29 protein-coding genes and 2 tRNA genes are annotated in these 24749 nt (G+C 61.8%); 12 read left to right on the plus strand and 19 right to left on the minus strand.

Annotation, left to right across the window (positions count from 1 at the left end; translation table 11 throughout):
* Nucleotides 1-163: 163 nt before the first annotated feature.
* A complete protein-coding gene (locus CO656_RS02995) occupies nucleotides 164-1978 on the minus strand; it encodes an extracellular solute-binding protein (RefSeq protein ID WP_097524773.1) in 1815 nt (604 codons plus the stop codon).
* Between the two features lie 322 nt (nucleotides 1979-2300).
* Between CO656_RS02995 and CO656_RS03000 the strand changes: the two genes are divergently transcribed.
* The gene (locus tag CO656_RS03000) at nucleotides 2301-2924 is read left to right on the plus strand and encodes an invasion associated locus B family protein (RefSeq protein WP_037421835.1); all 624 of its coding nucleotides are present in this window, start codon (nucleotides 2301-2303) and stop codon (nucleotides 2922-2924) included.
* 154 nt (nucleotides 2925-3078) lie between these two features.
* On the opposite strand, the gene hspQ is transcribed toward CO656_RS03000, so the two are convergent.
* From hspQ to CO656_RS03015, 3 genes are all read right to left on the minus strand, one after another.
* Nucleotides 3079-3408, minus strand: coding sequence for a heat shock protein HspQ (gene hspQ, locus CO656_RS03005; RefSeq protein WP_037421838.1), 330 nt, complete (start codon nucleotides 3406-3408; stop codon nucleotides 3079-3081).
* Nucleotides 3409-3592: 184 nt separating this feature from the next.
* Nucleotides 3593-5002 (minus strand): type I glutamate--ammonia ligase, encoded by a 1410-nt coding sequence (glnA, locus tag CO656_RS03010; RefSeq protein WP_037421841.1) that lies wholly within the window; start codon nucleotides 5000-5002, stop codon nucleotides 3593-3595.
* Nucleotides 5003-5094: 92 nt separating this feature from the next.
* On the minus strand, nucleotides 5095-5433 hold the full coding sequence (locus CO656_RS03015; protein ID WP_003528058.1) for a P-II family nitrogen regulator: 339 nt from the start codon (nucleotides 5431-5433) through the stop codon (nucleotides 5095-5097).
* A gap of 342 nt (nucleotides 5434-5775) precedes the next feature.
* On the opposite strand from CO656_RS03015, the gene CO656_RS03020 reads away from it, so the two are divergent.
* Nucleotides 5776-7251 carry an NAD(P)H-hydrate dehydratase gene (locus CO656_RS03020; RefSeq protein WP_097524774.1) on the plus strand — a complete coding sequence of 492 codons (1476 nt, stop codon included), beginning with the start codon at nucleotides 5776-5778 and terminating at the stop codon, nucleotides 7249-7251.
* A gap of 13 nt (nucleotides 7252-7264) precedes the next feature.
* On the opposite strand, the gene gpt is transcribed toward CO656_RS03020, so the two are convergent.
* On the minus strand, nucleotides 7265-7762 hold the full coding sequence (gpt, locus tag CO656_RS03025) for a xanthine phosphoribosyltransferase (RefSeq protein WP_037421847.1): 498 nt from the start codon (nucleotides 7760-7762) through the stop codon (nucleotides 7265-7267).
* 138 nt (nucleotides 7763-7900) lie between these two features.
* On the minus strand, nucleotides 7901-8656 hold the full coding sequence (locus tag CO656_RS03030) for a competence/damage-inducible protein A (RefSeq protein WP_097524775.1): 756 nt from the start codon (nucleotides 8654-8656) through the stop codon (nucleotides 7901-7903).
* 71 nt (nucleotides 8657-8727) lie between these two features.
* Here CO656_RS03030 and CO656_RS30095 point away from each other — a divergent pair, with 71 nt between their 5' ends.
* From CO656_RS30095 to CO656_RS03040, 3 genes are all read left to right on the plus strand, one after another.
* A complete protein-coding gene (locus tag CO656_RS30095; protein ID WP_158255705.1) occupies nucleotides 8728-8871 on the plus strand; it encodes a hypothetical protein in 144 nt (47 codons plus the stop codon).
* Nucleotides 8872-9125: 254 nt separating this feature from the next.
* On the plus strand, nucleotides 9126-9368 hold the full coding sequence (locus tag CO656_RS03035; RefSeq protein ID WP_037421853.1) for a DUF2188 domain-containing protein: 243 nt from the start codon (nucleotides 9126-9128) through the stop codon (nucleotides 9366-9368).
* Between the two features lie 75 nt (nucleotides 9369-9443).
* Entirely contained in the window at nucleotides 9444-9662 is a 219-nt protein-coding gene (locus CO656_RS03040) for a hypothetical protein (RefSeq protein WP_037383614.1), read from the plus strand.
* Between the two features lie 175 nt (nucleotides 9663-9837).
* On the opposite strand, the gene CO656_RS30100 is transcribed toward CO656_RS03040, so the two are convergent.
* Nucleotides 9838-10014, minus strand: a complete 177-nt coding sequence (locus tag CO656_RS30100; RefSeq protein ID WP_172900171.1) for a hypothetical protein — start codon at nucleotides 10012-10014, stop codon at nucleotides 9838-9840.
* Entirely contained in the window at nucleotides 10011-10268 is a 258-nt protein-coding gene (locus CO656_RS03045) for a hypothetical protein (protein WP_162109143.1), read from the minus strand. Before CO656_RS03045 ends, CO656_RS30100 begins: the two co-directional genes overlap by 4 nt.
* Nucleotides 10269-10468: 200 nt before the next feature.
* On the opposite strand from CO656_RS03045, the gene CO656_RS03050 reads away from it, so the two are divergent.
* A tRNA-Leu gene (locus CO656_RS03050) sits at nucleotides 10469-10554 on the plus strand.
* Between the two features lie 25 nt (nucleotides 10555-10579).
* On the opposite strand, the gene CO656_RS03055 is transcribed toward CO656_RS03050, so the two are convergent.
* On the minus strand, nucleotides 10580-11170 hold the full coding sequence (locus tag CO656_RS03055; protein ID WP_037421856.1) for a hypothetical protein: 591 nt from the start codon (nucleotides 11168-11170) through the stop codon (nucleotides 10580-10582).
* Nucleotides 11171-11384: 214 nt separating this feature from the next.
* Here CO656_RS03055 and ilvA point away from each other — a divergent pair, with 214 nt between their 5' ends.
* Both ilvA and CO656_RS03065 read left to right on the plus strand, forming a co-directional pair.
* Nucleotides 11385-12632, plus strand: coding sequence for a threonine ammonia-lyase (ilvA, locus tag CO656_RS03060; RefSeq protein ID WP_097524776.1), 1248 nt, complete (start codon nucleotides 11385-11387; stop codon nucleotides 12630-12632).
* Nucleotides 12633-12709: 77 nt separating this feature from the next.
* Nucleotides 12710-13030 carry an HlyU family transcriptional regulator gene (locus tag CO656_RS03065; RefSeq protein ID WP_037421859.1) on the plus strand — a complete coding sequence of 107 codons (321 nt, stop codon included), beginning with the start codon at nucleotides 12710-12712 and terminating at the stop codon, nucleotides 13028-13030.
* A gap of 126 nt (nucleotides 13031-13156) precedes the next feature.
* On the opposite strand, the gene CO656_RS03070 is transcribed toward CO656_RS03065, so the two are convergent.
* Nucleotides 13157-15139, minus strand: coding sequence for a bifunctional 2',3'-cyclic-nucleotide 2'-phosphodiesterase/3'-nucleotidase (locus tag CO656_RS03070; protein WP_097525043.1), 1983 nt, complete (start codon nucleotides 15137-15139; stop codon nucleotides 13157-13159).
* 223 nt (nucleotides 15140-15362) lie between these two features.
* On the opposite strand from CO656_RS03070, the gene CO656_RS03075 reads away from it, so the two are divergent.
* On the plus strand, nucleotides 15363-16610 hold the full coding sequence (locus CO656_RS03075) for a GGDEF domain-containing protein (RefSeq protein WP_037421865.1): 1248 nt from the start codon (nucleotides 15363-15365) through the stop codon (nucleotides 16608-16610).
* 12 nt (nucleotides 16611-16622) lie between these two features.
* Here the strand turns inward: CO656_RS03075 and CO656_RS03080 are convergent, their stop codons facing one another.
* On the minus strand, nucleotides 16623-17084 hold the full coding sequence (locus tag CO656_RS03080; RefSeq protein WP_037421867.1) for an Lrp/AsnC family transcriptional regulator: 462 nt from the start codon (nucleotides 17082-17084) through the stop codon (nucleotides 16623-16625).
* Between the two features lie 156 nt (nucleotides 17085-17240).
* Here CO656_RS03080 and ald point away from each other — a divergent pair, with 156 nt between their 5' ends.
* Nucleotides 17241-18359 (plus strand): alanine dehydrogenase, encoded by a 1119-nt coding sequence (gene ald / locus CO656_RS03085; RefSeq protein WP_037421870.1) that lies wholly within the window; start codon nucleotides 17241-17243, stop codon nucleotides 18357-18359.
* A gap of 46 nt (nucleotides 18360-18405) precedes the next feature.
* On the opposite strand, the gene CO656_RS03090 is transcribed toward ald, so the two are convergent.
* The 5 genes from CO656_RS03090 to CO656_RS03110 all read right to left on the minus strand — a co-directional run bounded on the left by CO656_RS03090 (nucleotide 18406) and on the right by CO656_RS03110 (nucleotide 22205).
* Nucleotides 18406-18873, minus strand: a complete 468-nt coding sequence (locus CO656_RS03090) for a DUF1203 domain-containing protein (RefSeq protein ID WP_037421872.1) — start codon at nucleotides 18871-18873, stop codon at nucleotides 18406-18408.
* Between the two features lie 81 nt (nucleotides 18874-18954).
* Nucleotides 18955-19518: a GNAT family N-acetyltransferase gene (locus CO656_RS03095; RefSeq protein ID WP_097524777.1), complete on the minus strand. Its 564-nt coding sequence runs from the start codon at nucleotides 19516-19518 to the stop codon at nucleotides 18955-18957.
* Between the two features lie 5 nt (nucleotides 19519-19523).
* Nucleotides 19524-20387 carry a 3-mercaptopyruvate sulfurtransferase gene (gene sseA, locus CO656_RS03100; RefSeq protein WP_097524778.1) on the minus strand — a complete coding sequence of 288 codons (864 nt, stop codon included), beginning with the start codon at nucleotides 20385-20387 and terminating at the stop codon, nucleotides 19524-19526.
* Between the two features lie 20 nt (nucleotides 20388-20407).
* Nucleotides 20408-21157 (minus strand): alanyl-tRNA editing protein, encoded by a 750-nt coding sequence (locus tag CO656_RS03105; protein WP_097524779.1) that lies wholly within the window; start codon nucleotides 21155-21157, stop codon nucleotides 20408-20410.
* A 7-nt stretch (nucleotides 21158-21164) separates the two neighbouring features.
* A complete protein-coding gene (locus CO656_RS03110) occupies nucleotides 21165-22205 on the minus strand; it encodes a cysteine synthase A (RefSeq protein ID WP_097524780.1) in 1041 nt (346 codons plus the stop codon).
* Between the two features lie 311 nt (nucleotides 22206-22516).
* Here CO656_RS03110 and CO656_RS03120 point away from each other — a divergent pair, with 311 nt between their 5' ends.
* Nucleotides 22517-23365, plus strand: coding sequence for an SDR family NAD(P)-dependent oxidoreductase (locus tag CO656_RS03120; RefSeq protein WP_234819680.1), 849 nt, complete (start codon nucleotides 22517-22519; stop codon nucleotides 23363-23365).
* On the opposite strand, the gene CO656_RS03125 is transcribed toward CO656_RS03120, so the two are convergent.
* The 3 genes from CO656_RS03125 to CO656_RS03135 all read right to left on the minus strand — a co-directional run bounded on the left by CO656_RS03125 (nucleotide 23353) and on the right by CO656_RS03135 (nucleotide 24190).
* On the minus strand, nucleotides 23353-23679 hold the full coding sequence (locus CO656_RS03125) for an SMR family transporter (RefSeq protein ID WP_097524782.1): 327 nt from the start codon (nucleotides 23677-23679) through the stop codon (nucleotides 23353-23355). The two genes, CO656_RS03120 and CO656_RS03125, sit on opposite strands and share 13 nt — an antisense overlap.
* The gene (locus tag CO656_RS03130) at nucleotides 23676-24032 is read right to left on the minus strand and encodes an SMR family transporter (protein ID WP_037421890.1); all 357 of its coding nucleotides are present in this window, start codon (nucleotides 24030-24032) and stop codon (nucleotides 23676-23678) included. Before CO656_RS03130 ends, CO656_RS03125 begins: the two co-directional genes overlap by 4 nt.
* 83 nt (nucleotides 24033-24115) lie before the next feature.
* Nucleotides 24116-24190 (minus strand) — tRNA-Asn (locus tag CO656_RS03135).
* Between the two features lie 141 nt (nucleotides 24191-24331).
* On the opposite strand from CO656_RS03135, the gene CO656_RS03140 reads away from it, so the two are divergent.
* The gene (locus tag CO656_RS03140) at nucleotides 24332-24619 is read left to right on the plus strand and encodes a hypothetical protein (protein ID WP_037422022.1); all 288 of its coding nucleotides are present in this window, start codon (nucleotides 24332-24334) and stop codon (nucleotides 24617-24619) included.
* Nucleotides 24620-24749 lie beyond the last annotated feature (130 nt).

Raw genomic sequence — 24749 nt, forward strand, 5'->3', positions numbered from 1 at the left:
TTCGACAGAGCGGGATGCGCTCCGTTCGCGCTGCCCTCTGCTTGTTTTCTGCCGCATTCGTGCGGCGTCGGGTGATGCCAACTGACCGCAAAATGCTCCGAAGCAGCGACATAGGCCGGCCGGGCACGTCTTTCAATGCGTTACCAAAAGGGAACCAGGCTACCTACTGCACCCGCTCGTCCCACCAGGTCGGCAGTTGATAGCCGTAGAGCGGTACCGCCGAGGGGCGGCCGATGTGTTTCCAGCGGGCAATCCATTGTTCATCCAGATGGTATAGCGGCACGACATAGGCGTTGTTGACCAGCAGCCGGTCATGCGCCCGGACGGCGGCGGTGAAATCCTCCGGTGTGCGCGCTTGAAGGATGTTGTTGATCAGCTTGTCGACATCCTTGTCGGCAACGCCTGCGAAGTTTTCGCTGCCCTGCCTGTCCCGCGCCTGCGAGCCCCAGCGGCCGACCTGTTCCACGCCGGGCGACAGCGAGGAAGGATAGGACTTGATGATCACGTCATAGTCGAAGGATTGGCTGCGCAGCTGGTATTGGGAATCGTCGACCGTTCGGACCGTTGCCGCAATCCCGAGCGGCGCAAGGAAGCGCTGGTAGGCGAGCGCGATCTTCTCCTGGCCGGCATTCTGGCTCATGATCTCGAAGGCAAGGGGCGCGCCCTTGGCATCGACCATCTTGCCGTCCTTGATCGAGTAGCCTGCCTCGCGAAGCAACGTCACCGCCTCGCGCAAGACGTTGCGGTCGCGACCGGAGCCGTCGGTGACCGGCAGCCGATAGGTCCCGTCGAGGATGGCCGGGTTGATTTTCTCCCGGACGTCGCCCATCAGGCCGAGCTCACGATCGTCGGCCGCGACACCAAGGAAGGAGAGCGACGAATTCTGCCAGTAGCTCTGTGTCCGCGTATAGGCGCCGTCGAACAGGTTCTTGTTAACCCATTCGAAGTCGAACACCAGGGCAAGGCCCTGCCGCAGCTTGACGTTGTTGAACATCGGCCTGCGGGTGTTGAAGACGAAGCCGAGCATGCCGGAGGGCGTTTTCGGCTTGAAGCTCTCCTTGATCACGTCGCCCGAGCGAACGGCGGGGAAATCATAGGCGCGCGCCCATTTGGTGGCGCTGCCTTCCGGATAGAGGTCGATCTCGCCCTTCTTGAAGGCTTCGAACAACGTGTTGTCCTGGAGGAAATATTCGACCGAGATCTCATCATAATTGTCGACGCCGGTCTTCGAGGGCAGATCCTTGCCCCAATAGTCGGGATTGCGGCGATAGACGATCCGTTCGCCCGGTCTCACCTCGGCGACGCGATAGGGGCCGGAACCGAGCGGCGGCTCGAGCGTCGTCCTGTCGAAGGCTTCGACATTGATGGCATGTTTCGGCAGCACCGGCGAAAGCGCCAGCAACAGCGGGAACTCGCGGTCGGCATCTTCCTTCAGGGCGAAGCGCACGCTGCGCTCGCCGACCTTCTCCATCTTCTCGACTTTCGCCAGCCGGTTGCTGAAGGGCGCGCGTCCTTTGTCGCGCAGCAGTTCGAAGGTGAAGATCACGTCCTCGACGGTCACCGGCTCGCCGTCGGCCCAGCGCGCCTTGGGATTGAGATTGAACTGGACGAAGGTTCGGTCGTCGTCCCACTCGACCGATTCCGCAAGCAGCCCATACATGGTGAAAGGCTCGTCCTGGGAGCGCTGCATCAGCGATTCGTAGACCAGGTTTCCGAAGCCCGGATCCCACATTCCCCGCGCGGTGGTGCGCATGCTCTTCAGGATGAAGGGGTTGAGGCTGTCGAAGGTGCCGACCACGCCGTAGGAGACCTTTCCGCCCTTCTTGACGTCCGGCTTGACGTAGGGGAAATGCTTGAAATCAGCCGGGAGGGCCGGCTCGCCGTGCATGGAGATGGCGTGCACCGGTGCGGCGGCGGCTTCATTGGCCGATAGGCTGGTCGCCAGAAGCATGACCAGGCCGGATAGAACTGCGCGCAACTTCACCTCCCGTAGGAACAGACGGTCCGATTCCCGGCACGTTACCAATGCGCAGGGATATTTCCAACACGGCAGCGGCAAGACGTCCGCGCGCCGTCCGCATGGACCGACGATGTCATAGTGCGCCTGGCAGACGGTGTCCGCTGTCGCCGAGTTGCAAAAAATGCAACGAAACACTGGATAAACGGCACGAGCCAATGTAACAGGTGTTTCCGGAATCGGGGCCATTCAAAAGCCTCATTTGGCCAACAGGACGGCGGGCTGACGATACTCACCAGCGGAACAATTGTTCCGTGGCCGGTTTTCAGGAGACGGAATCACAATGATCTTCAAGTCGAACTTCACCAAACGCGCGGGTATGGCAGCGCTGGCGCTCTCCGTAGCAGCAGCCGGCGCGCCGGGCATCGCCTCTGCACAGCAGGGCAAGCCGCCGCAGGGTTGGTTCAAGGTTTGCACGAAGCAGGAGGACAACGACGTTTGCATCGTTCAGAACCTGCTCACCGCCAACAATGGTCAGCTTATCACCGCGGTCGGACTTATCACGGTCTCCGGCAAGGTGAACCGCAAGGTCGTGCAGGTTTCCGTCCCCTCCGCGCGCATGATCCCGCCGGGCGTTCAGATGCAGATCGACGGTGGCAAGGGCGTCAAGCTCGACTACGCCATCTGCATGCCCGACAAGTGCGTTGCCGAGGCGCCGCTCTCCGACGCGCTGATCGCCAACCTGAAGAAGGGCAATGAAGTCGTCTTCACGTCGGTCAATTTCCAGCGCGCGCCCAACCCGATCAAGATGACGCTCGAAGGGTTCACCGGCGTCTTCGACGGCGAGCCGATCGAACAGTCGCAGCTCGAAGAGCGTCAGCGCCTGCTGCAGGAAGAAATGCAGAAGAAGGCGGAAGACGCGCGCAAGAAGCTGGAAGAGGCGCAGAAGGCTGCCAAGAAGCAGTAATCGCTTCACTTCTAAAATTGAAAAAGCGCCCGGCTATCCGCCGGGCGCTTTTCTATTTGGAAGCCGCAGTAAAAAGGTGCGAACGGTTTCCCGTCGCACCTTGCGTATCCATGAGCCGGTCTGACCTTGGCCGTGGACGAGCCGTACCATAAGCTCAATGGCGATAGTTGGACTTCGGCCTATAATGCCCCACATCCGCCTTCTCGAACAAGGCGTCTACCTGAGCATGGCGGATCGGCTGGTCACTCTCGTCGGAGACGAGGTTCTGTTCGGAGACATAGGCGACATATTCGCTTTCGTCGTTTTCGGCGAACAGATGATAGAAGGGCTGGTCCTTGCTCGGGCGGATTTCCTGGGGAATGGAGTTCCACCATTCCTCGGTGTTTGCATATTCCGGATCGACGTCGAAGATGACGCCCCGAAACGGAAAGAACCGGTGGCGAACGATCTGGCCGATTTCGAATTTCGCGTTTCTTTGTTTCATGACGCAACACATCCTTTCAGACGATTATTTGGGGTGTCGCATGTGGAACATCAATAGCCCCATGAACCTCGCGGAAATGCATCGCTTCTGTCGCATTTGAGAAAAGGCGGGCTTCGATCGAAACCCGCCTTTCGCTTTCATGTCGATTGGACCAGCCGCATCTGATGCGCCGACAATCCCGTCATCAGACGGAATAGTACATGTCGTATTCGACCGGATGCGGGGTCATTTCGAAGCGCATGACTTCCTGCATCTTGAGCTCGATGAACGAGTCGATCTGGTCGTCGTCGAAGACGCCGCCGGCGGTGAGGAACTTGCGGTCCTTGTCGAGGCTTTCCAGCGCTTCGCGCAGACTGCCGCAAACCGTCGGGATCTTCTTCAGTTCCTTCGGCGGCAGGTCGTAGAGGTCCTTGTCCATCGCCTTGCCCGGATGCAGCTTGTTCTTGATGCCGTCGAGGCCGGCCATCAGCATGGCGGCGAAGGCGAGATAGGGGTTGGCGCTCGGATCCGGGAAGCGGACCTCGACGCGCTTTGCCTTCGGGTTGCTGCCGAACGGAATGCGGCAGGAGGCCGAGCGGTTGCGGGCCGAATAGGCAAGCAGAACCGGTGCCTCATAGCCCGGGACGAGACGCTTGTAGGAGTTCGTTGACGGGTTGGTGAACGCGTTCAGTGCCTTGGCGTGCTTGATGATGCCGCCGATGAAGTAGAGGCAAGTTTCGGACAGTCCGGCATATTCGTCGCCGGCGAAGGTCGGCTTGCCGTCCTTCCAGATGGAAAGATGAACGTGCATGCCCGAGCCGTTGTCGCCGAAAACAGGCTTCGGCATGAAGGTCGCGGTCTTGCCATAGGCGTTGGCAACCTGGTGCACCACATATTTGTAGATCTGCATCTTGTCGGCGTTGCGCACGAGCGCGTCGAACTTGACGCCGAGTTCGTGCTGGGCGGCGGCCACTTCGTGGTGATGCTTTTCGACAGTGACGCCCATTTCGGCAAGCACCGTCAGCATTTCGGAGCGCATGTCCTGGCAGCTGTCGACCGGCGGCACCGGGAAATAGCCGCCCTTGATGCGCGGACGGTGACCGAGGTTGCCGGTCTCATAATCCGTGTCGTCGTTGGAGGGCAATTCGGAACTGTCGAGCTTGAAGCCGGTATTGTACGGGTCGGCCTTGTACTTGACGTCGTCGAAGACGAAGAACTCGGCTTCGGGACCGACGAACACCGTGTCACCGATGCCGGATGCCTTGAGATAGGCCTCGGCCTTCTTTGCCGTGCCGCGCGGATCGCGGTTATAGGCTTCACCGGAAACCGGGTCGAGAATGTCGCAGACGATGACCATGGTGGACTGGGCGAAGAACGGGTCCATATGGGCCGTTTCCGTGTCGGGCATCAGCACCATGTCGGACTCGTTGATCGCCTTCCAGCCGGCAATCGAGGAGCCGTCGAACATCACGCCGTCGGCGAACATATCCTCATCGACCACGGCAACATCCATCGTCACATGCTGCAGCTTGCCCTTCGGGTCGGTAAAGCGCAGGTCGACGAACTTGATGTCGTTGTCCTTGATCTGCTTCAGAATTTCACTGGCAGTCGTCATGGTTTGCAATTCCCTGTGTGAGATGACGCAGTTGGAAAATCGGGGCCGGGCGGCCCCCAGGATCGGATGGGGGTATTTGGACGGTCAGTCAGTCAGATGGCGTCGAGGCCGGTCTCACCGGTGCGGATTCGGATCACTTCCTCCACATTGGACACGAAAATCTTGCCGTCGCCGATGCGGCCTGTCTGGGCGGCGTTGCGGATGGCCTCAATGACGGCTTCCGCATTCTCGTCCGCCAGCACGACTTCCACCTTTACCTTCGGCAGGAAATCGACGACGTATTCGGCCCCCCGGTAGAGCTCCGTGTGTCCCTTCTGCCGCCCGAAGCCTTTGGCTTCCGTGACGGTTATGCCTTGCAGGCCGACTTCTTGAAGGGCTTCCTTCACTTCGTCGAGCTTGAAGGGCTTAATGATCGCTTCGATCTTTTTCATGAGAAAATGTCTCTCCGCTTCTCCCTGTAAAGCTGGGTCTCACCCGCTCGCCTTTCAGTATGCATGTAGCGTGCCAATTTTATAGAGGCATGATGCGAGATGAGGGACTTTTCACCCGCTCAGGTCGAGTCGGCTGCCACCGGCTTGTCTCTCTCATTCGCACCTGCCTATTTTTTATGAAGATTCACTCCCCGCCACGGGTGATCGCAAGGCGTTCGCTGCCGTTTAATGCGATAAGCCTCATATTTGAGCACCAATTATAGGCAAATGCATGAAAAATGCTCAGGCTGCGTTGTCCTGCGGGCTCTTGTCTAGTGCGCGCGGCCGCGCTTAGATCGCGTCATGGATGACGCGCTCGAAGATATGCTGGTGACGCCGGTTGAAATGGCGGCGATCGACAAGGACGCAGCCGATTCCGGCATCGACAGTTTCTCGCTGATGCGCTCGGCAGGGCTAGCGGTGTGCGCTGCCGCGCTGCGGCTGTTCCCGGCCGCCCTGCGCTTCGTCGTACTCTGCGGCCCGGGCAACAATGGCGGCGATGGCTATGTCGCCGCAGAAGTCTTGGCGGAGAGCGGTGCGCAGGTCGCGTTATATATCCTCGGCGACGCCGATAAATTGCGGGGCGACGCAGCCAGGGCGCGCAAGGGCTGTCGGCTCGCAGGACTACCCCTCGAGGCTTACGAGCCGCAGGCGGGCGATATCGTCGTCGACGCGCTGTTCGGGGCGGGGCTCGCTCGCAACCTGCCGGATGCTGCGGAAGCGGTCATCAATCGTGTCAGTGCGAACAGGATACCGGTTCTGGCGGTCGATCTGCCTTCCGGAATTGATGGACGCAGCGGCGAAGTGCGCGGCGCAAGCTTCACCGCCACCCACACGGTCACTTTCATGGCGGCGAAGCCGGGACATGTGCTGATGCCGGGGCGTCAATTATGCGGTACGCTCGAGGTTTTCGATATCGGCATTCCCGCTCGGCTCGTCGCCGCAAGGGCGGGCGCCCTGCGGATCAATGGCCCGGCCGTCTGGAGACACTATGCCGGCGGTCTCGACGCCGGCACGCATAAATTCAAGCGCGGCCACCTTGCCGTCCTTTCCGGCGGGCCGATCTCTACCGGTGCGGCGCGGCTCTCCGCCGCAGCGGGCCTCGTCGCGGGGGCGGGGCTGGTGACGCTCGGCTCGCCGCCGGAGGCACTTGCCACCAACGCTTCGCACCTGACTGCCGTCATGCTCAAGGAAATAGGCAGCGCCGCCGATCTGGCCGAATGGCTGCGCGACAAGCGGCTCAACACCTTCGTGCTCGGCCCGGGTTTTGGCGTCGGCAAGAAGGCGAGGGACTTCGCCCTGATGCTCTGCGACCGCGGTCTGGTCCTCGATGCCGACGGCATGAGTTCCTTTCAGCAGGAAAGGGAAAAGCTGTTCGATAAGATCGCCGAATGCGGCGGCCAAGTGGTCATGACGCCGCACGAGGGTGAGTTCGCGCGCCTGTTCCCGGACGTCGCGGCCGATACCACGCTCTCCAAGATCGAAAAGGCGCAAGCCGCGGCAAGGCTCAGCCATGCGGTGATCGTCTACAAGGGGTCGGACACCGTCGTGGCGGCGCCGTCCGGCCTAGCGGTGGTGAACGGGAATGCGCCGCCCTGGCTTGCCACCGCCGGATCGGGCGATGTACTGGCCGGCATCATCGGCGCACATCTGGCGCAGGGCTTTCCGGCTTTCGAAGCGGCCGCCGCCGCGGTCTGGCGCCACGGCGTGGCGGGCATCCGTGCCGGCCGCGCCTTGACGGCCGAGACGCTGGTTGAAAACATTCCGCCGCGCCCCTGAAGGAGCGAGGGGGTCAGCCGCGGCTGCCCTTGGCGATCGGCTCCTGATAGGTGAAGCCCATGTCCCAGGGGAAGTAGATCCAGGTGTCCTGGCTGACCTCGGTGACGAAGGTGTCGACCAGCGGCCGGCCCTTCGGTTTGGCATACACCGCGGCAAAATGCGCCTTGGGCAGCATGGCGCGCACTTCGGCGGCGGTCTTGCCGGTATCGGTCAGGTCGTCGACGATGAGAACGCCTTCGCCGCCGCCCTTGGCGATTTCCGGCGAGATGCCCTTGAGCACCTTCATCTGCCCCTGCATGTCGTAATCATGATAGGAGGCGATGCAGACGGTTTCGATCATGCGGATGTTGAGTTCCCGGGAGATGATCGCCGCCGGCACGAGACCGCCGCGGGTGATGCAGACCATGGCCCGCCATTCCTGCCCGTTATCGGCCAGCCGCCAGGCGAGCGCGCGCGCGTCGCGGTGAAACTGATCCCAGGATACGGGAAAGGCTTTTTCGGGAAGAGACATATGAGGCGCTCCGATATCTGATCGAATAGGTTGGGAGTCGCTCCTGCGGCGCTTCCCGTTGGCGAATGCAATACCGGCAAGGAAGCCCGCAGCGCAAGGGCTTGTATGGGCAGGATTTGGCCGCGGTGCGGGGCGAGCCTAGGTGCCCTGGCGCGAGCGCGAGATCGCCTCGATCATCGCCGCCACATCGGCTTCGGCTGCTGCAATGGCCGACTCGTCACGGCCGCGGATGACGATATCGGTCGAGAAGCTCTTGCCGTCGAATTTCGGATAGGAACCGATGCTCGTTTCGGGATGGTGCTTCTGCACCTCGGTCAAAAGAGTCCCGATATCTCCTTCACCGAAGGGCGACCGGACCGTACGCGACAGAACCGGCGTACCGGTCGGAAGGCTGGGAAGCAGGCTATCGAGCATCGCCTGAAACACCTGCGGCACCCCGGCCATGACGTAGACATTGCCTATCTTGAAGCCGGGAGCGGTCGATACCGGATTGGCGATGTGGGCTGCGCCGAGCGGCATGCGCGCCATCCGCTTGCGCGCCTCCGTGAATTCCATGCCGCGCCGCTCATACAACGCGCCGAGCAGTTCCATCGCCTTCGGATCGTGGACGCATTCGACCCCGAACGCCTTCGAGATCGCGTCGGCGGTGATGTCGTCATGCGTGGGGCCGATGCCGCCAGAGGTAAAGACATGGTCGTAGCGTCCGCGCAGCGCATTGACGGCCTCGACGATCGCCTCCTCGTCGTCGGCGACGATACGAACTTCGCGCAGATCGATCCCGACCATCGTCAGCATGTCGGCCAGGTGGCCGATGTTCTTGTCCTTGGTCCGGCCGGAGAGAAGCTCGTCGCCAATGGCGAGCATGGCAGCGGTGACAATACTGGCACTGGTCATTTGCGCTCCGGAATGGTTCGGATCGTTCGACACGATCTTACTGCTAGCCCGTTCTGATGGCAGCATGCGCGTTGATAAAACTTGCCGGCGGCGGCGATCAAGCGGAATTGCCGGGCATCGAAGGCGTTTTTCTTCGGTTATCCCGCAACGAGGGTAAATTGGTCGGCAAGCAGGGCGCTCATGTGGCGAGCATGCTCGCCATGCGCGCGGACTGATCAAAGTAGAATTAGCCACGTCTGAGCGAGCGCTGCCGCATCAAGTGGCCGCGCTTGTCGTTGATATCGCTGTTTAATTCTAAAATGGTAGGAGGTGGGCGCACCCTCCTTCAAAAAAGGCACAACGCTAGCCAATTTGTGTTAACATCGCCCCGTCCGAGGTGGACTGCCACAGGCAAGGAGGAGCAGTGCGGCCGTGCGGCAACGGTCCAACCGTGGGCAGGAATGTCCCTGGACATCCATGGGAGTGAAGAATGGCGCGGATCACCTATTCGATCGTTCAACACGACGGAGGCTGGGCCTACAAGGCCGCCGAAGCGTATTCAGAGCCCTTTCCCAGTCGCGAGATGGCGCTGGCGGCCGCAAAGGCTGCCGCCGCGGAACAGCAAGTTGGCGGCGACGACGAGGAAATCAGCTTCCAGGATGAGCAGGGAAACTGGCATTTCGAACACGCTGATGGAGGAGATCGACCTGAAGCAACCGTCGAGGACGGCTGAGATAGGGGCTTTGCCTGCGGACCCCTAAAATCCTGCCCGCCCCTGGCGCGAGCGACAGCGCGACGGAGGATATCTATGCACTACAGCGTTCAGATCTTCACCTGGACCGCTCGGGAGGGCGTTCACCAGGTCGGATCGGTCATCGAAGTCGATGCACCCAACCCGAAGGCAGCCGCAGTATCGCTGCTCGGGTTACGGCTCGAGGACAATGGCGAGTCGTCGAAACTGGCAGTCCGGGTCTGGCGCGGCGAAGACGCCCAGAAGGCCGATTGCGACTGTTTCTTTTATCACTGAGCTGCGTCTGGCGCATCGGCCCGAAAATCGGACGCGATTGTCGGAAGAAACGATGCTTAGTTTCAAAGACTTGCAGCGTGCGTCCTGAAAGGTGCACGGCGCTGCAGGCGTTGTTTTCGTGCACGGAATTTCAGGCGCGAGCCACGCGCCGCGGTTTCACGCCACAGGACGCCTCTCAGCGCGGTTTTCGCACAAGCATGCCAATCCAGCCCGTCCGCTGTCCGGGCAGGTCGCGGGCGCGCAGTTCCGCCTGCCGCGCCTCGATGGCGCTGGCGAAGTCGTCCTTCATCGCGTCGATGACGCGTCGTTTTTCGGCGAGATCCTCGCTGTCGATCGAAACCTGCTGCGTCATGCCGGCCTCTTTTGGGCGAGAGAGCGGTCGATAAACGAGCGGCCTGCCGCCAGCAGCAGGCGCTCGTCCCTGGTGCCGGCCTGATACTCTTCGATCAGCATCCGCCCATATCGCTGCGCCTGGGCACTCTTGCGCGGCCACCGATACTCGTTACACAGCCGGTCGAACACGCGCTGAAGCGCGTCAAGGTCTTCCGGCCACAAAGGTGTGCTGCTAGACGCTCGCAACGGACGCACGCCGATCCCCTCTGCCATCGATGCCAGGACAGTCTTTGGATCGAATATTGCCAGCAACACGCAAGGATTGAACCCCTGGCGAATCAGGGGTTGATGCGAATTTTTGCGCGACTCTCGGTGCAAGATGCGGCTTGAGCATGTTCGCGGAGACGCACATCAAAAAATGCGCTGGCGGCCCTTCCCATCGCTTGAATCGCAAAGTATTCCAAACGCGGTATGCGGACGTGGCGAAACTGGTAGACGCAAGGGACTTAAAATCCCTCGGCCTTAGGCTGTACGGGTTCGATCCCCGTCGTCCGCACCACCACCGAAATGCTGCTGCCTCTCAATCACTCCGCCGCAATCTTGAACGGCTGGTCGACGGTTGCGCTCTTGCCGCTGTTGATGTCGTTGAAGCGGAAGCGCAGGACGTAGTCGCCGGCAGGCGCGCCGCTGACGTCGACGGTCAGCGTCGCATAGATCTCCTGGTTGCGAAGATAGCCGGTGAAGGTGAAGTCGCCGAATGCCTTGCGGGTCGCAAGCACCTCGCCCTTGGGGCTGACGATGTCGAGATCGACGGTGAAGCGCGTTTCGAGCTTGCCCTTGGCGCTTGCGTCCTTCCAGGTGAGGCCGACCGGCTCGACATAGGAGAGCAGCGTCTCGCCGGGCTTGAAGACCGAATCCTGCTTCGGCTCGTACATGGCGTAGCCTGCCGGTTCGGCCGTGACGAAAAGCGCCTTGCCGATCGCGAAGGGAAGGGTCTGCGAGAACGCGCTGACGGCCTGGCGCAGCGTTTCTCGTGCTCCTGCCGCGTCGCCGTCGCTTGCCTGCTTCTCCGCTTTCACCGCGGCATCGGAAAGCGGCCCCGCTTCGGCTCCGGAAACGGCCAGGACAGGGGCGGCCAGAGCCAGCATCGCTAGCATGGAGAGATAGTTCGCCATCGCAGTTTCCCAGCATCCCGATTGCTGAAAACTGTCGGCATTTGGCATGCGCAAGTCAAGCCGAAGGAGACTGCCGTGACCGCAGCCGATCGGCGTAGAGTGATGGTTCGCGAGTCTTTGCCAGGCCAAGCGCCCAGCAAGTCAAATCGGTGGTTTCAGTCGCAGCAATGTGCGATAGCGACAGCGATCAAGATGGAACGGGTGATGGCACGAGATGAAGCAGGATGTTGAACAGGCGGCCGCGGCGATGCGCGAGATCTTTCCGGCGACGCCGCTGCAGCCCAACGATCACCTGAGCGCGCGCTACGGCGCCACCGTCTATCTGAAGCGCGAGGATCTTTCGCCGGTACGCTCCTACAAAATCCGCGGTGCCTTCAACTTCTTCCGCAAGGCACTTGCGGCCGGTGCTTCCGGCAAGACCTTCGTCTGCGCCTCGGCCGGAAACCATGCGCAGGGCTTCGCCTTCGTTTGCCGGCACTTCGGCGTTCCGGGTGTCGTCTTCATGCCGGTGACGACGCCGCAGCAGAAGATCGACAAGACCCGCATCTTCGGCGGCGAATACATCACCATCCGCCTCGTCGGCGATATCTTCGACCAGTGCTACCAGGCCGCCCGCGACCATGTCGAGGCGATTGCGGGCGTCATGGTGCCGCCCTTCGATCACGCAGATATCATCGAAGGGCAGGCGACGGTCGCGGCGGAGATCGTCGCGCAATTGCCGGAGGGGCTGCTTCCCGATCTCGTCGTGCTGCCCGTCGGCGGCGGCGGACTGGCGGCCGGCGTGACCGGCTATTTCCGTGATGCCTTGATGCCCGACCGGTTCATGTTCTGCGAGCCGGAGGGCGCGCCGAGCTTGCGGCGCAGCCTGGAGGCGGGCAGCGTCGTGACGCTCGATCAGGTGGATAATTTCGTCGACGGCGCGGCGGTGGGGCGCATCGGCGATCTCAATTTCTCGGCGCTCCGCGATTTCGCGCCCGAGCAGGTGATGCTTCTCGCCGAAAACGCCATCTGTCTGACGATCATCGAGATGCTGAATGTCGAAGGCGTGGTGCTCGAGCCGGCCGGCGCGCTGTCGATTACTGCGCTGGAAGTACTCGGTCGCGAGCGGCTGGTAGGCAAGACGGTGGTCGCGGTCGTTTCCGGCGGCAATTTCGACTTCGAGCGCCTGCCGGACGTCAAGGAGCGCGCCATGCGCCATGCGGGCTTGAAGAAATACTTCATTTTGCGCATGGCGCAGCGACCGGGCGCCTTGCGCGATTTCCTCAATCTGCTGGGCGAAGAGGATGACATCGCCCGGTTCGAATATCTGAAGAAGTCGGCGCGCAATTTCGGCTCCGTGCTGATCGGCATCGAGACCAAGCACGCGGAGAACTTCCCGCTGCTGAAGCAGCGTTTCGACGCGGCCGGGCTGCGATACCAGGACATCACCGAGAACGAGATTCTCGCCAATCTGGTCATCTGACGCGCTTTGCCGCCGGGCAGCGCAAGCGAACCAATTTTGGCTTTGACAGGGGCCGCAGCCACGGCTAACCATGAGCCATGGCATCGTTTTTCTCGAAATTGTTCGGCCTCTCCGGTGGCTCCGAAAAGCCGGCTCAGCCCGCTTCGGGCAAGACCGAGACCTATGCGGATTGCCTGATCCGCGCGACGCCGATGCGCGAGGGCGCGCAGTTCCGGCTTGCCGGCAGCATCGAAAAGACGATGCCCGAGGGCGGCACGAAAGTGCGTAATTTCATCCGCGCCGATCTCTTCACCTCCGAGCAGGACGCCATCGATTCGGCGCTCCGCAAGGGGCGGCAGATCGTCGACGAGCAGCGCGCGGCGCTCTTTGCCGACGAGGCACAGTCGCGCTCGGTGTAAGCAGGACAATCTTGTTCTGCAGCAATCGGTTGCAGTGTTTTCTTAACATGTAAGTCAAGTTCTTGGGGGCGCTCACCCCTCTGGCCTACCGACGGGGGCCGGCACGCCAGAGGCCACTTGCTCCCGCTATAACCTGATGCGGAAGCGCGCAAAGCCGTCGGCGCCGTCGCCGGCGTCTTCGACGTCGACGGCCTTGACCTGAGCAATAAATTGTCTTGCCTTCGGCCCGCTGTCGAAGACGACGCTGGTGTCCTTGAGCGGTGCAAATTTCCAATTGGCGTCGGCCGACGGATTGATCGTCCCTTGCTCCACGATGTAGCGCACGATCACGTCGCGGTTGGTATCGGGGGCGACGAAGACGACTTTGTCGGCCGCGATTTCCGGGAAGTGCCCGCCGCCGCCGGCGCGGTAGTTGTTGGTCGCCACGACGAATCTTTGGTCCGGGTCGATCGGCTTGCCGTCAAACTGCAGGTCGCGGATGCGGCTTGCCGAGGCGTTTACGAGATTGCCGTCCTTGTCGTATTTGGCCGGTTGCGAAAGATCGATCTGGTAGGTGACGCCGTCGATCACGTCGAAATTATAGGACGGGAAGTCGCCGTTGATGAGGTTCGCGTCGGTCGAGCCCGGCGCGATCTGGTTGAAGATCCCGGAAGACATTTCGAGCCAGTTTCGGACCTGTTCGCCGGTGATGACGACAGCCTGGACCGTATTTGGATAGAGGTAGAGGTCGGCGACGTTCTTGATGGCGATGTCGCCGGCCGGAACGTCGGTATAATAGTCGGCACCGCCGCGTCCGCCGGCCTTGAAGGGGGCCGCTGCCGAGAGCACCGGCAGGTTCTTGTGCTCGGTATCCTTCAGCATGTCGCGGATGTACCAGGTCTGCGCCTGGCTGACGATCTGCACCGAAGGATCGTCGGCAACGAGGGCGAAGTAGGAATAGAGCGGCGCGGAGGTCTTGCCGACCGGGGTGCGGACATAGGCGAGCGTCGCCTCGTGGTCCTTCTGTGCCGCCGCCAGAACTTCCGGCTTGTCGCCGACCTCGGCGATGACCTTCTTCTCCTCCCGCCGGTAGATCGGCCGCGCTTCGCTCGTCGAACCGATCACCCGCCAGGCTCCGCCGTCGCGCTCGAGGAGGAGATCGATCAGGCCGAGATGGGAGCCCCAGAAGCCACCCATCACGCCGGGTTTGCCGGAGATGAGTCCGGTCTTGTTGTCGACGCCTGCGACGGCATCGAACTTCGGCCCCGGGAAATCGAGATGGCTATGGCCGGTGACGATGGCGTCGATGCCGTCGATCGCCGCCAGGGGCACGGAGGCGTTTTCGAGATTTTCGGCATACGCCTGCTGTCCGATGCCGGAGTGGGAGAGGGCGATGACGATATCGGCGCCTTCCTCCCGGATCTGCGGCACCCAGGCTTCCGCGGCCTTGACGATGTCGCGGGCATTCGCCTTACCTTCGAGGTTCTTGGCGTCCCAGGTCATGATCTGCGGCGGCACGAATCCGATCAGGCCGATACGAATCGGGTGTTCCTCCCCGGCGCCGTCCTTCACCTTCCGATCGAGGATGACGTAGGGCTTGAGGAAAAGTTCGTCCTGGCGGGGGCCGGCGGCGAGCGCGCCCTTGGTCAGGTTGGCGCAGACGATCGGAAAATTCGCACCGTTCAACACATTGAACATGAAGTCCAGGCCGTAGTTGAACTCGTGGTTGCCAAGCGTGCCGCAGTCATAGCCGAGGACGTTCATGGCGGCGATGATCGGGTGAATGTCGCCCGCCTTCATGCCGCGCTTGTAGGCGATGTAGTCGCCCATCGGGTTGCCCTGCAGGAAGTCGCCGTTGTCGACGAGGATGGCATTGGTTGCCTCGGCGCGGATCGCGTCGATGATCGAGGCGGTGCGCGCCAGGCCGAGCGTGTCGTTCGGCTTGTCGGCGTAATAGTCGTAGGGGAACACATGCACGTGCAGGTCGGTCGTTTCCATGATTCGGAGGTGGGCCTGGTTGGCGGCAGCTCTGACGGAGAAGGGATGCAGCACGGCGAGGGCGGAGGAGGCGGCCAGCGCGCCGAGCAGGGCGCGGCGGGAAATGGGATGCAGTGCGATCTTCGAAGTCATGGCGGTCTCCGTATTCAAGCTCCGTTCGGGCACGTCAAGAACGTGCAAGGCGCCGGCAATGTCGCGTCGGCAGCGCAACCTTTCCGCGCGACTATGACCGACTGGAGCGGAACGGCAAGCGGCAGAATCTCGCCTGTTTTTCGCCGCCTCGTAGGCCGGTAAAGCTTTGTTCAATTTCTAGCTTTAAGGAACGGGCGAGTGAAAACGGAAGTCTCCTGCGCGCATGCCAAACGCCAATCTCATGCTCCTGCTTGCCGAGGCCTTGGTTTACGTCGCGTCGATGATCGGGCTTCTTCACCTGCGTGCCCGCCTGGGGCTCGGCGTCTTCGTGGCAGCCCTCGGCGTCATGCATTTCATCGAGACCTATCTTGCCGCCGTCTTTTACGTTCAGCTGCCGTTCGGGGTGATCTCTCCGGGCTCTGCCGTGTTCTTTTCCGGCAAGCTCATGATGATCCTTCTCCTTTACGTGAAGGAGGACGCCGCGACAGTCCGGCAGCCGATCTACGGCTTGCTTGCCGGCAATTTTTTGACTGTGGCGCTCAGCCTGCTGTTGCGGCGGCATGATACCGTCTCGGTCGTCGCCGGCCGTGTCGCCGACATCGCCTTCATCGACGAAATGGGCTGGCTGATGGTCTGGGGCACGACGCTGCTATATTTCGATTCGCTGATCATCATCCTGCTTTACGAGAAGCTTGGCCGGTGGTTTCGCCGCTTCGTCACGATGCGCTTCCTAATCTGCGGCGTCGTCGTGCTGACATTCGACCAGCTCGGCTTCTATGCGGCGCTCCGCTTCGTGAACGGTGCGCCCTGGGACGTGTTCTGGGGCGGGTGGATGGCGAAGATGCTGGCCGCCCCCTTCTATGCCGTCGCCATCGGATTCTATCTGAGATCCTCGCGTCATGCCTTCCTGGCGATTTCGGACCGGCCGCTCGGCGACGTGTTCAACGACCTCACCTTTCGCGAGCGCTACGAGGATCTCTTGTCGCGTTCCGGTCACGATACCCTGACCGGTGCCCTGGACCGTGGCCGTTTCGAAGCGGAAGGGAAGCAGATGATACGCGAGGCGGCAGCCGACGGCGCTCCGCTCAGCCTGATGCTCATCGATGTCGACCGCTTCAAGAGCGTCAACGATCAGTTCGGCCACATGGAAGGCGATCGCGTGCTGAAGAAACTGGCAGAAGCGGTCAACGCAAAGCTTCAGCCCGAGGATCGCCTGTTCCGCTATGGCGGCGAGGAATTCGTCGTGCTTTGCCCGGGGCTCCCCTATGCGGGTGTCCATTCGCGGGCCGAGGACATACGGCTGGCGGTCTCCTCGGGAGTAAAGACGCCGAATGGGGACCCGGTGACCACCAGCATCGGCGTGTCGTCGACGCTTGCCGATGGCGCCGGGATCAACGAATTGCTGGCGCAGGCCGATATTCGCCTCTATGCCGCCAAGAATACCGGCCGCAACCGGGTGGTCGGCCGTTAAGCCGCGCGAGTGTCAGATCCCGACATTCGGGCGGTCAATGATTTCGCGAAGCGAGAAGCTCGAATTGATCTTCACCACATGCGGAAGCGCCGACAGCCAGTCGCGGTGAATGCGCTCGTAGTCTTCGAGATCCCGTGCCGCGACACGCAGGATGTAGTCGTATTCCCCGGACATCAGATAGCAGACGAGAACATTCGGGCAGAGTTTGACCGCTGCTTCGAATTCGGCGAGCGTCTTGGCGAACTGGCCGGAGAGCGAAATATGCACGATCACCATAATCTTGTAGTCGAGCGCCTTATGCGCGATACGGGCGTGGTAGCCGGCGATCGTGCCGGTTTTCTCGAGGATATCGACGCGCCGCGAACAGGCGGAAGGCGACAGGCCCACCTTGGCGGCGAGATCGGCATTGGAGATTCTGCCCTCTTGCTGCAGGATCCTCAGAATCGAACGATCGATGGCGTCCAGCTCACTCATTCGAGTTTTCCTTCAATAAAAACGTTTCATACGCAACAAAAGTCGAAAGCAATGCGCTGAGGGGCGCGCCTTTGCAAGGACATTCTCGCCAGCATCTGTTTTCATTGTCTGATCGCCAATGCCGCGAAAGCGCACAGACAGGAGAGGAACGCGAAGATGCGTGTCGGTTGCCCGAAGGAAATCAAAAATCATGAATACAGGGTCGGCCTGACGCCGGGATCGGTGCGGGAATATGTCGCCCACGGCCACGAGGTGATCGTCGAGACCAAGGCCGGGGCAGGGATCGGGGCGGATGACGACGCCTATCGCGCCGCCGGCGCGCGGATTGTTCCGACGGCCAAGGACGTGTTCGAAAAGGCGGACATGGTGGTCAAGGTCAAGGAGCCGCAGCCGTCCGAATGGACGCAACTGCGCGAGGGCCAGATTCTCTATACCTATCTTCATCTGGCGCCGGATCCGGAGCAGACGAGGGGCCTCTTGAATTCGGGCGTCACCGCCGTTGCCTATGAGACGGTGACGGATGAGCGCGGCGGGCTGCCGCTGCTTGCTCCCATGTCCGAAGTGGCCGGGCGGCTCGCCATCCAGGCTGGCGCCACCTCGCTTCAAAAGGCCAATGGCGGCCGTGGCATCCTGCTCGGCGGCGTTCCCGGCGTGCTTCCCGCCAAGGTGGCGATCATCGGCGGCGGCGTCGTCGGCCTGCACGCCGCAAAAATGGCGGTCGGCCTCGGCGCCGACGTTTCGATCCTTGACCGCTCGATTCCGCGCCTGCGCCAGCTCGACGACATCTTCAACGGCCGCGTCCATACGCGCTATTCGACGATCGACGCCCTGGAGGAAGAAGTGTTTTCCGCCGACCTGGTAATCGGCGCCGTGCTGATCCCCGGCGCTGCCGCACCCAGGCTCGTCACGCGCGAAATGCTGTCAGGCATGAAGAAGGGCGCGGTGATCGTCGACGTCGCAATCGACCAGGGCGGCTGCTTCGAGACCTCGCATGCGACGACCCATTCCGAGCCGACCTATGAGGTGGACGGCATCGTGCATTACTGCGTCGCGAACATGCCGGGCGCCGTGCCGATCACGTCGGCTCACGCGCTCAACAACGCGACGCTCTATTACGGCCTTCAGCTTGCCGATCGCGGGCTCAAGGCGATTGCCGAGGACCGGCATTTGCGGGCGGGCCTCAACGTCCATCGGGGCCGGGTGACCAATGCGCCCGTCGCCGAGGCACTCGGCTATGATTCCTACGCGCCGGAAAGCGTCCTCAACGTCGCCTGAGCGGTGAAGCTCAAACCGGTCCGGCGCTGTACTGCCGGACCGGTCCTCAGACCGCCTCTATGCGGCACTGATAGCAATTGTACTTGGCGGAGCGCACATGCACATAGGCGATGTCCGTCCGTGCCAGCAGTTCTTCTGCACGCCGCTCGAGCATCTCCACGGGTACCACGCCGCCACTCCCATAGACGATGCGCTCGTCGCTACCGTATCCGCGAAGCAGGTAGTCCTTGCTGGAGGTCAGGATCGGCGGCCGCAACGCTCCGTCCGGCGCAGGACACGCATCGGCATGCATGAAGATCGGTCCCGTTTCAGCGTAAGGCTGGGCTGACGAAAACGGCCGATAGGCAAGGATCAGGTAAGGCTCACCCTCTTCGACGTTTCGCAGGCAATGCCGGCACGGAACGCCGTCGCCGTCCGAGATGTGCCGTTCGGGCAGGTTGCCATAGGCATCCCGGCCGCCCTGCCATAGCCGTTGCGCATCTTTGTCGGGCATCGCGACATATCGCAGTGTCATGGATCTCTCCTGTTCTTGTCGACGAGGAGATTGGTCCATTGCGCCCGGTTGCGACACCCGAAACTTGCCGGAGAGGTCCGGTCAGAGCTTCTTCGCGAAGCTGAGCAGCTCGTCGTCGCTTAAGGGCCGAACGATCGCATCCCGCGTCGCGACCGGGGAAAAGCCGAACTGCTGGTAGAGCTGCAATGCCCGAGGGTGGTCTAAGCTGTTTGTCGTTACCTTGACTTTGCGCGGGTCCATCGCCCAGGCGGCGAACAGGGTCTGCAGCAGGAACCATTTCCCGAGGCCGAGGCCAAGCGCGTGTTCCATGAGCCCGAAATGGGTAAGCTCCATGATGTCGCCATCGCGCTGCTGCAGTTCGAAGAAGCCGGCGGGCGCACCGTTGACATAGAGGACCGTCAGGTTCGTCCTCTTGTCGTGGAGTACCGCCGCCAGGTCTTCATCGCTCATCCGCAGCCGCTCCGCCCAGTGCCAGCGCTTGCCGACACGCAGATAGAGGAAGCGGTAATAGGGAAGCGGAATGTCGGACACCCGCAGGATCGCGGTGTGGATGTTGACGGGCACCGGCAGGCTTTGCTTCGGCGGCGCCGTCATCTCGAGCTCAGTAACGTGGGCCGTGATCGCAGCAGGCTTCGATCCTTGCATGGTTTTCACTCTCTACCGATGGCAACCGGGGTGTCGGGGCGGCTACCCCATTCCGACCAGGAACCATCATAGAGCGTATTGTCTGTATGTCCCAATGATTGAAGCGCAAGCGTGATGATTGCCGCCGTCACACCCGATCCGCAGGTCGTGACGACCGGCTTCGTCAGGTCGATGCCGGCCTCCGCGAAGCTCTGGCGCAATTCGTCAAGATCCTTGAGTTTGCCCGCTTCTGAGAAGGTCCCGGAGGGAAGGCTTCGAGCGCCGGGCATGTGGCCCGACCGCATGCCGGCGCGAGGCTCCGCTTCCTCTCCGCTAAAGCGCCCGGCGCTACGGGCATCGGCGACCTGGGCGAGACGGTTTTCGACGATGTCCTTCATGCGCTCGAAGGAGGTGATGGCCTTGGCGTCGAAGCTTGCATGGAATGAACGCGGTGCGGGGCTCGAAATCTCGGCGGTCGTGGGGCGTCCCTCGGCCTTCCAGCCGTCCATGCCGCCATCAAGGACAAAGACGTTCTTCGCGCCCATAATGCGGAACATCCACCAGACCCGCGGCGCCGTGAAGATGCCCGGTCCGTCATAAATGACGATCGTGTCGGTCTCGCCGATGCCCATGGCTCCGACGGCTTCGGCAAAGGCTTCCGGCGAGGGCAGCGTATGCGGCAGGTCGCTCGCCTGGTCGGCGATCGCATCCTGGTCGAAGAAGACAGCCCCCGGGATATGTGCTGCCTGGTATTCAGCCTTGGGGTCGCGCTTCTGGGCCGGCAGGTACCAGGCGGCATCGACGATCTTGACGCTGGGATCGTCAAGCCGCTGCTCCAGCCAGTCCGGGGAAACGATGAAGGCGCTTCTTTTGTTGTTCTCGTTGCTCATTGTCGTTTCCTCCGTGGACTTTAAGAGGCGGCACGGTCTTCGGGCGTTCCGAAGCGGATCCGGAACCGCCGGTTTTCTTTACCCTTCTTCTCGATCTTGGCGATGTAAATGGCGCCGACTTCCTGCGTCTCCGAAACATGCGTGCCGCCGCAGGGCTGGCTGTCGACGCAGGACTCTTCGCCGATGCAGACGAGGCTGACGCGTCCCATGCCGACGGGCGGCCGGACATTCTTGGATTTGACGAGGTCCGGATTGGCGGCGAGTTCGTCGTCGGTGATCCATTGCACATAGACCGGATGGTTCGCATCGACGAGCTTCATCAGCGCCGCCGTCACTTCGTCCTTGTCGATCGATTCGCTCATGTCGAAATCGACACGGCTCTCCTCCTCGCCGACGGCGGCGCCGGTGACAGGGAAGGGACAGACGACCGAAAGCAAGTGGCATGCCGTGTGCATGCGCATCAGCCGGTAGCGGCGCGGCCAGTCGATATGGAGTACGAGCTTTTCGCCGACTGTCGGCCGGGGGTGTCCCTCGGCGGGAACATGCACGATGACATCCTTGGTTGCGCCATGCCGGGTCTCGACGATCGGGATCCGGCTGCCGTCCTCGCGCTCGAAAAAGCCCGTGTCGCCAGGCTGGCCGCCGGACGTGGCATAGAAACAGGTCTGGTCGAGTTCGATCCCGCCGTCTTCCAGGACCGCCGTGACGCTTGCTTCGCAGGTCGAGAGGTAGAAATCCTCGCGGAAGAGGGCGGTCACGGTCCTGGTCATCGAGAGACTATCCGACGGGTTCGTATGGAACGGTAATGTTCGAACTTCTATTCAGCCAAGCCGGGACCGGCAGGCCCTTTGAGGCAAGGAAGTCCGGATTGAAGAGCTTCGACTGATAGCGGTTACCATAGTCGCAGAGGATCGTCACGATCGTATGTCCGGGGCCGAGCTCGCGGGCCAGTCGAACCGCACCGGCAATATTGATGCCGCTGGAGCCGCCGACGCAGAGGCCTTCCCTCTCGATGAGGTCGAAGACGTAGGGCACCGCTTCGGAATCGGGAATCTGATAGGCGAAATCCGGCGTAAAGCCGTCGAGATTGGCGGTGACACGGCCCTGGCCGATGCCCTCGGTGATCGAGCTCCCGCTCGCCTTCAGCTCGCCATGGGCATAGTAGTTGAAAAGTGCCGCGCCTTCCGGGTCGGCAATGCCGATCTTGACGGCGGGGCTCTTGGCGCGCAAGCCCTGTGCGACGCCGGCGAGCGTCCCGCCGGAGCCGACGGCGCAGATGAAGCCGTCGACCTTGCCGTCGGTGTCGCGCCAGATCTCCGGTGCGGTCGTCTGGACATGCGCCTCCCGGTTCGCGACGTTGTCGAACTGGTTCGCCCAGATGGCACCGTTCGGTTCGGTCTTGGCGAGTTCGGCCGCCAGCCGCCCGGAGACCTTCACGTAGTTGTTGGGGTTCTTGTAGGGTACCGCCGGAACCTCGACCAGTTCGGCGCCGAGAAGCCGCAACGCGTCCTTCTTCTCCTGGCTCTGGGTTTCCGGGATGACGATGACGGTGCGATATCCGAGCGCGCTGCCGACGACCGCCAGTCCTATGCCGGTATTGCCTGCCGTGCCCTCGACGATCACGCCGCCGGGGCGCAACTGGCCGGCCTTCTCGGCCTCGCGGATGATCCACAGCGCTGCCCGGTCCTTCACCGATTGACCGGGATTGAGGAACTCCGCCTTGCCGAGGATGGAGCAGCCGGTAGCTTCGGAAACGGCATTGAGCCGGATCAACGGCGTATTGCCGATGGCTTCGAGCACGGACGGATGGACACTCATCTTGGAAAACCTCACGCTGGACGGAACGATGGCCGGGCCTCAGCCAAGCATTAACCTCGACGAACGGCAAGCAGCAAACATTTGGAGCAGAATCGCCGAAATATTGGCGTGTTTTCGGCTCAGGCTGTTCAACAGGCAAGAAAAAGCGTTTCGCCGCTTTCCTGTCGCGGGCAAAAATCGTCTCCGCAGTCAATTTGACGGGCGGCAAGCGGAGAACGGGGACAGGATCTGCCGTCGGAGAGGCAACGGGTTCGGACCTGCCGAGCCTTCCGGGAAGGAAAGCTTCCTGAACGACGTGCGAGGACGAAATGATGACTGCATTTACCGCCCGCCCCGAGCATGGATGGGCATGGGTAACCGGGGCAAGTTCCGGAATAGGGCGCGCCGTTGCGCTTCGACTGGTGGGGGAAGGCTATTCGGTCGTCGTCACGGCGCGCAGTCACGAGAAGCTCGTCGCTCTTCAGCATGAGGTCGACGGACCGGGCAAGATCGTCGTTCTCGACGGCGACGTCACCGACCCGCGCGACATGGAGCGGTTGCTGACGGCGATCGAATATGAGCATGGCCGGGTGGCATTGGCGATCCTCAATGCCGGCGTAGCCATACCCGTGCGCGGAGACGACCTCCATCTCGAGGCATTCGACAAGAGCTTCGCGGTCAATCTGCACGGCGTCGTCAACTGTCTCGTGCCCCTGGTTGAGCACATGAAGGCGAACGGCCATGGCCAGATCGCCATCATGTCGTCGGTGGCCGGCTATGGCGGACTGCCGATGAGCGCCGCCTATGGCGCCACCAAGGCGGCCCTCATCAACATGACCGAGAGCCTGAAATTCGACCTCGACCGGATCGGCATCAGGCTGCAACTGATCTGTCCAGGCTTCATCGCGACGCGTGGCTCGGTGAAGAACAACCTGTCGCGCCCGGCCCCCCTTGTCAGCGCCGACGAGGCGGCGGAATGGATTTGCACGGGTCTGAAGTCGAGACATTTCGAGATCACCTTCCCGAAACGCTTCACCTATGCCGTCAAGTTGCTGCGGCTCCTGCCCTACGGCGCCTATTTCGCGCTTGTCGACTGGCTCGTGTCCGGGCCCGGCCCGCATGGTACAGCTCCGAAGCACAAGCAGTCGGCATCCGACAAGCGGCCGCGTCAGGCGGTGTGAAGCACGAGCACTGCGCCGAAGACGAGGATCAGGCCAACCCAGCCGATCGGCTTGAGCTTCTCTCCGAACAAGAGGCGGCCGGAGATCGCCGTGCCGAAAATTCCGGTGCCGCCCAGCACGGCATAGGCGATCGCAAGCTCCATGCCTTTCACCGCCTCGGCGAGCAAGGCGAACGCGGCGAGCACCAGCAGGATCGAAAGCACGCCCCATCCGCGTTTGACGAAGCCATCCGACTTCGACGAAGCGAGATTTGCCGCGACATCGAGCAGGCCGGCCATGAACGCGAAGGCGAAGGAGAGACCGGAGGCCGTCACGGCGCGGCTTCCTCGCCGATGTCGTCGTCGTGAGCCTTGCCCGCATTGACAAGCAGGATGCCGAGCACTGCCATGGAAAGCCCGACCACTTCGCGGCCGCTCAGTACATGGCCGAAGATGAAGACAGAGACGAGGGTGATGAGCGCCACGCCCGAGCCTTCCCAGATGGCATAGGCCACGCCAACCGGTACTGTCTTCACGGCCCTTGCGAGAAACACGTAGGAGAGGGCGATCGAGGCATACATGACCGCGTGGCCGATATAGGCGCACGAGGCCGAGGAGGCCTTCATGACGGTGAGACCGACCACTTCGGTCGCAATCGCGAGCGCCAGGAAAAGCCACGCCAAGCGCATGAAGCACCTTCATGTAAGGTCGAGTAAGGACGACAAATGAAAAGAGCCATTCGGGCGCACGCCGCGAATGGCTCTTTCGAAACTGGCTCCCCGGGCCGGATTCGAACCGGCGACCTATCGATTAACAGTCGAGTGCTCTACCGCTGAGCTACCAGGGATCATCTGCGCCGCAGAAGTGAGGCTGCTAATACAAATGCTTTTCCGATTTGCCAAGCGATTTTTCAAAAAAAATCTTGGGCCGCGGTTGTCACCCTGTGGAGAAGGCACCAACTGTTGGGGAGTTGGATTAAAGAGGCATAATGGCGAACGGCGGCAAGAAGAGATATTTCGGCATCGATCCGCAAACACGTCAAATCGTGCTCGGCAACTGGCGAATTCGGCTGCCCGACTCGCCGGCCCTGCGCATCTTGATCGGGTCGCTGCTCGTCGTCTGTGGCCTGCTCGGTTTTCTGCCGGTTCTCGGTTTCTGGATGGTCCCGCTCGGCCTGCTCGTATTGTCGCATGACATCCCTGCAGTGCGCCGCGCCCGCCGGAAGCTCGCCGTCTGGTGGGCGCGTCGGCGCGGCACTGAGAACTCCGGGAAGTAGGCCGGGCACAGGCCTGCAGTTCCTCCCACGGGGAGGACGGCCGGAAGGTTGCTTTCACCCGTCGCTCCCTGTCACAGTGGCAAGACTGCAACTACCGCATACTATGTACGGTAGAGATAGCGCCGCCAAG

This window comes from Sinorhizobium sp. FG01 (assembly GCF_002531875.1).
Classification (GTDB): Bacteria; Pseudomonadota; Alphaproteobacteria; order Rhizobiales; family Rhizobiaceae; genus Sinorhizobium; species Sinorhizobium fredii_C.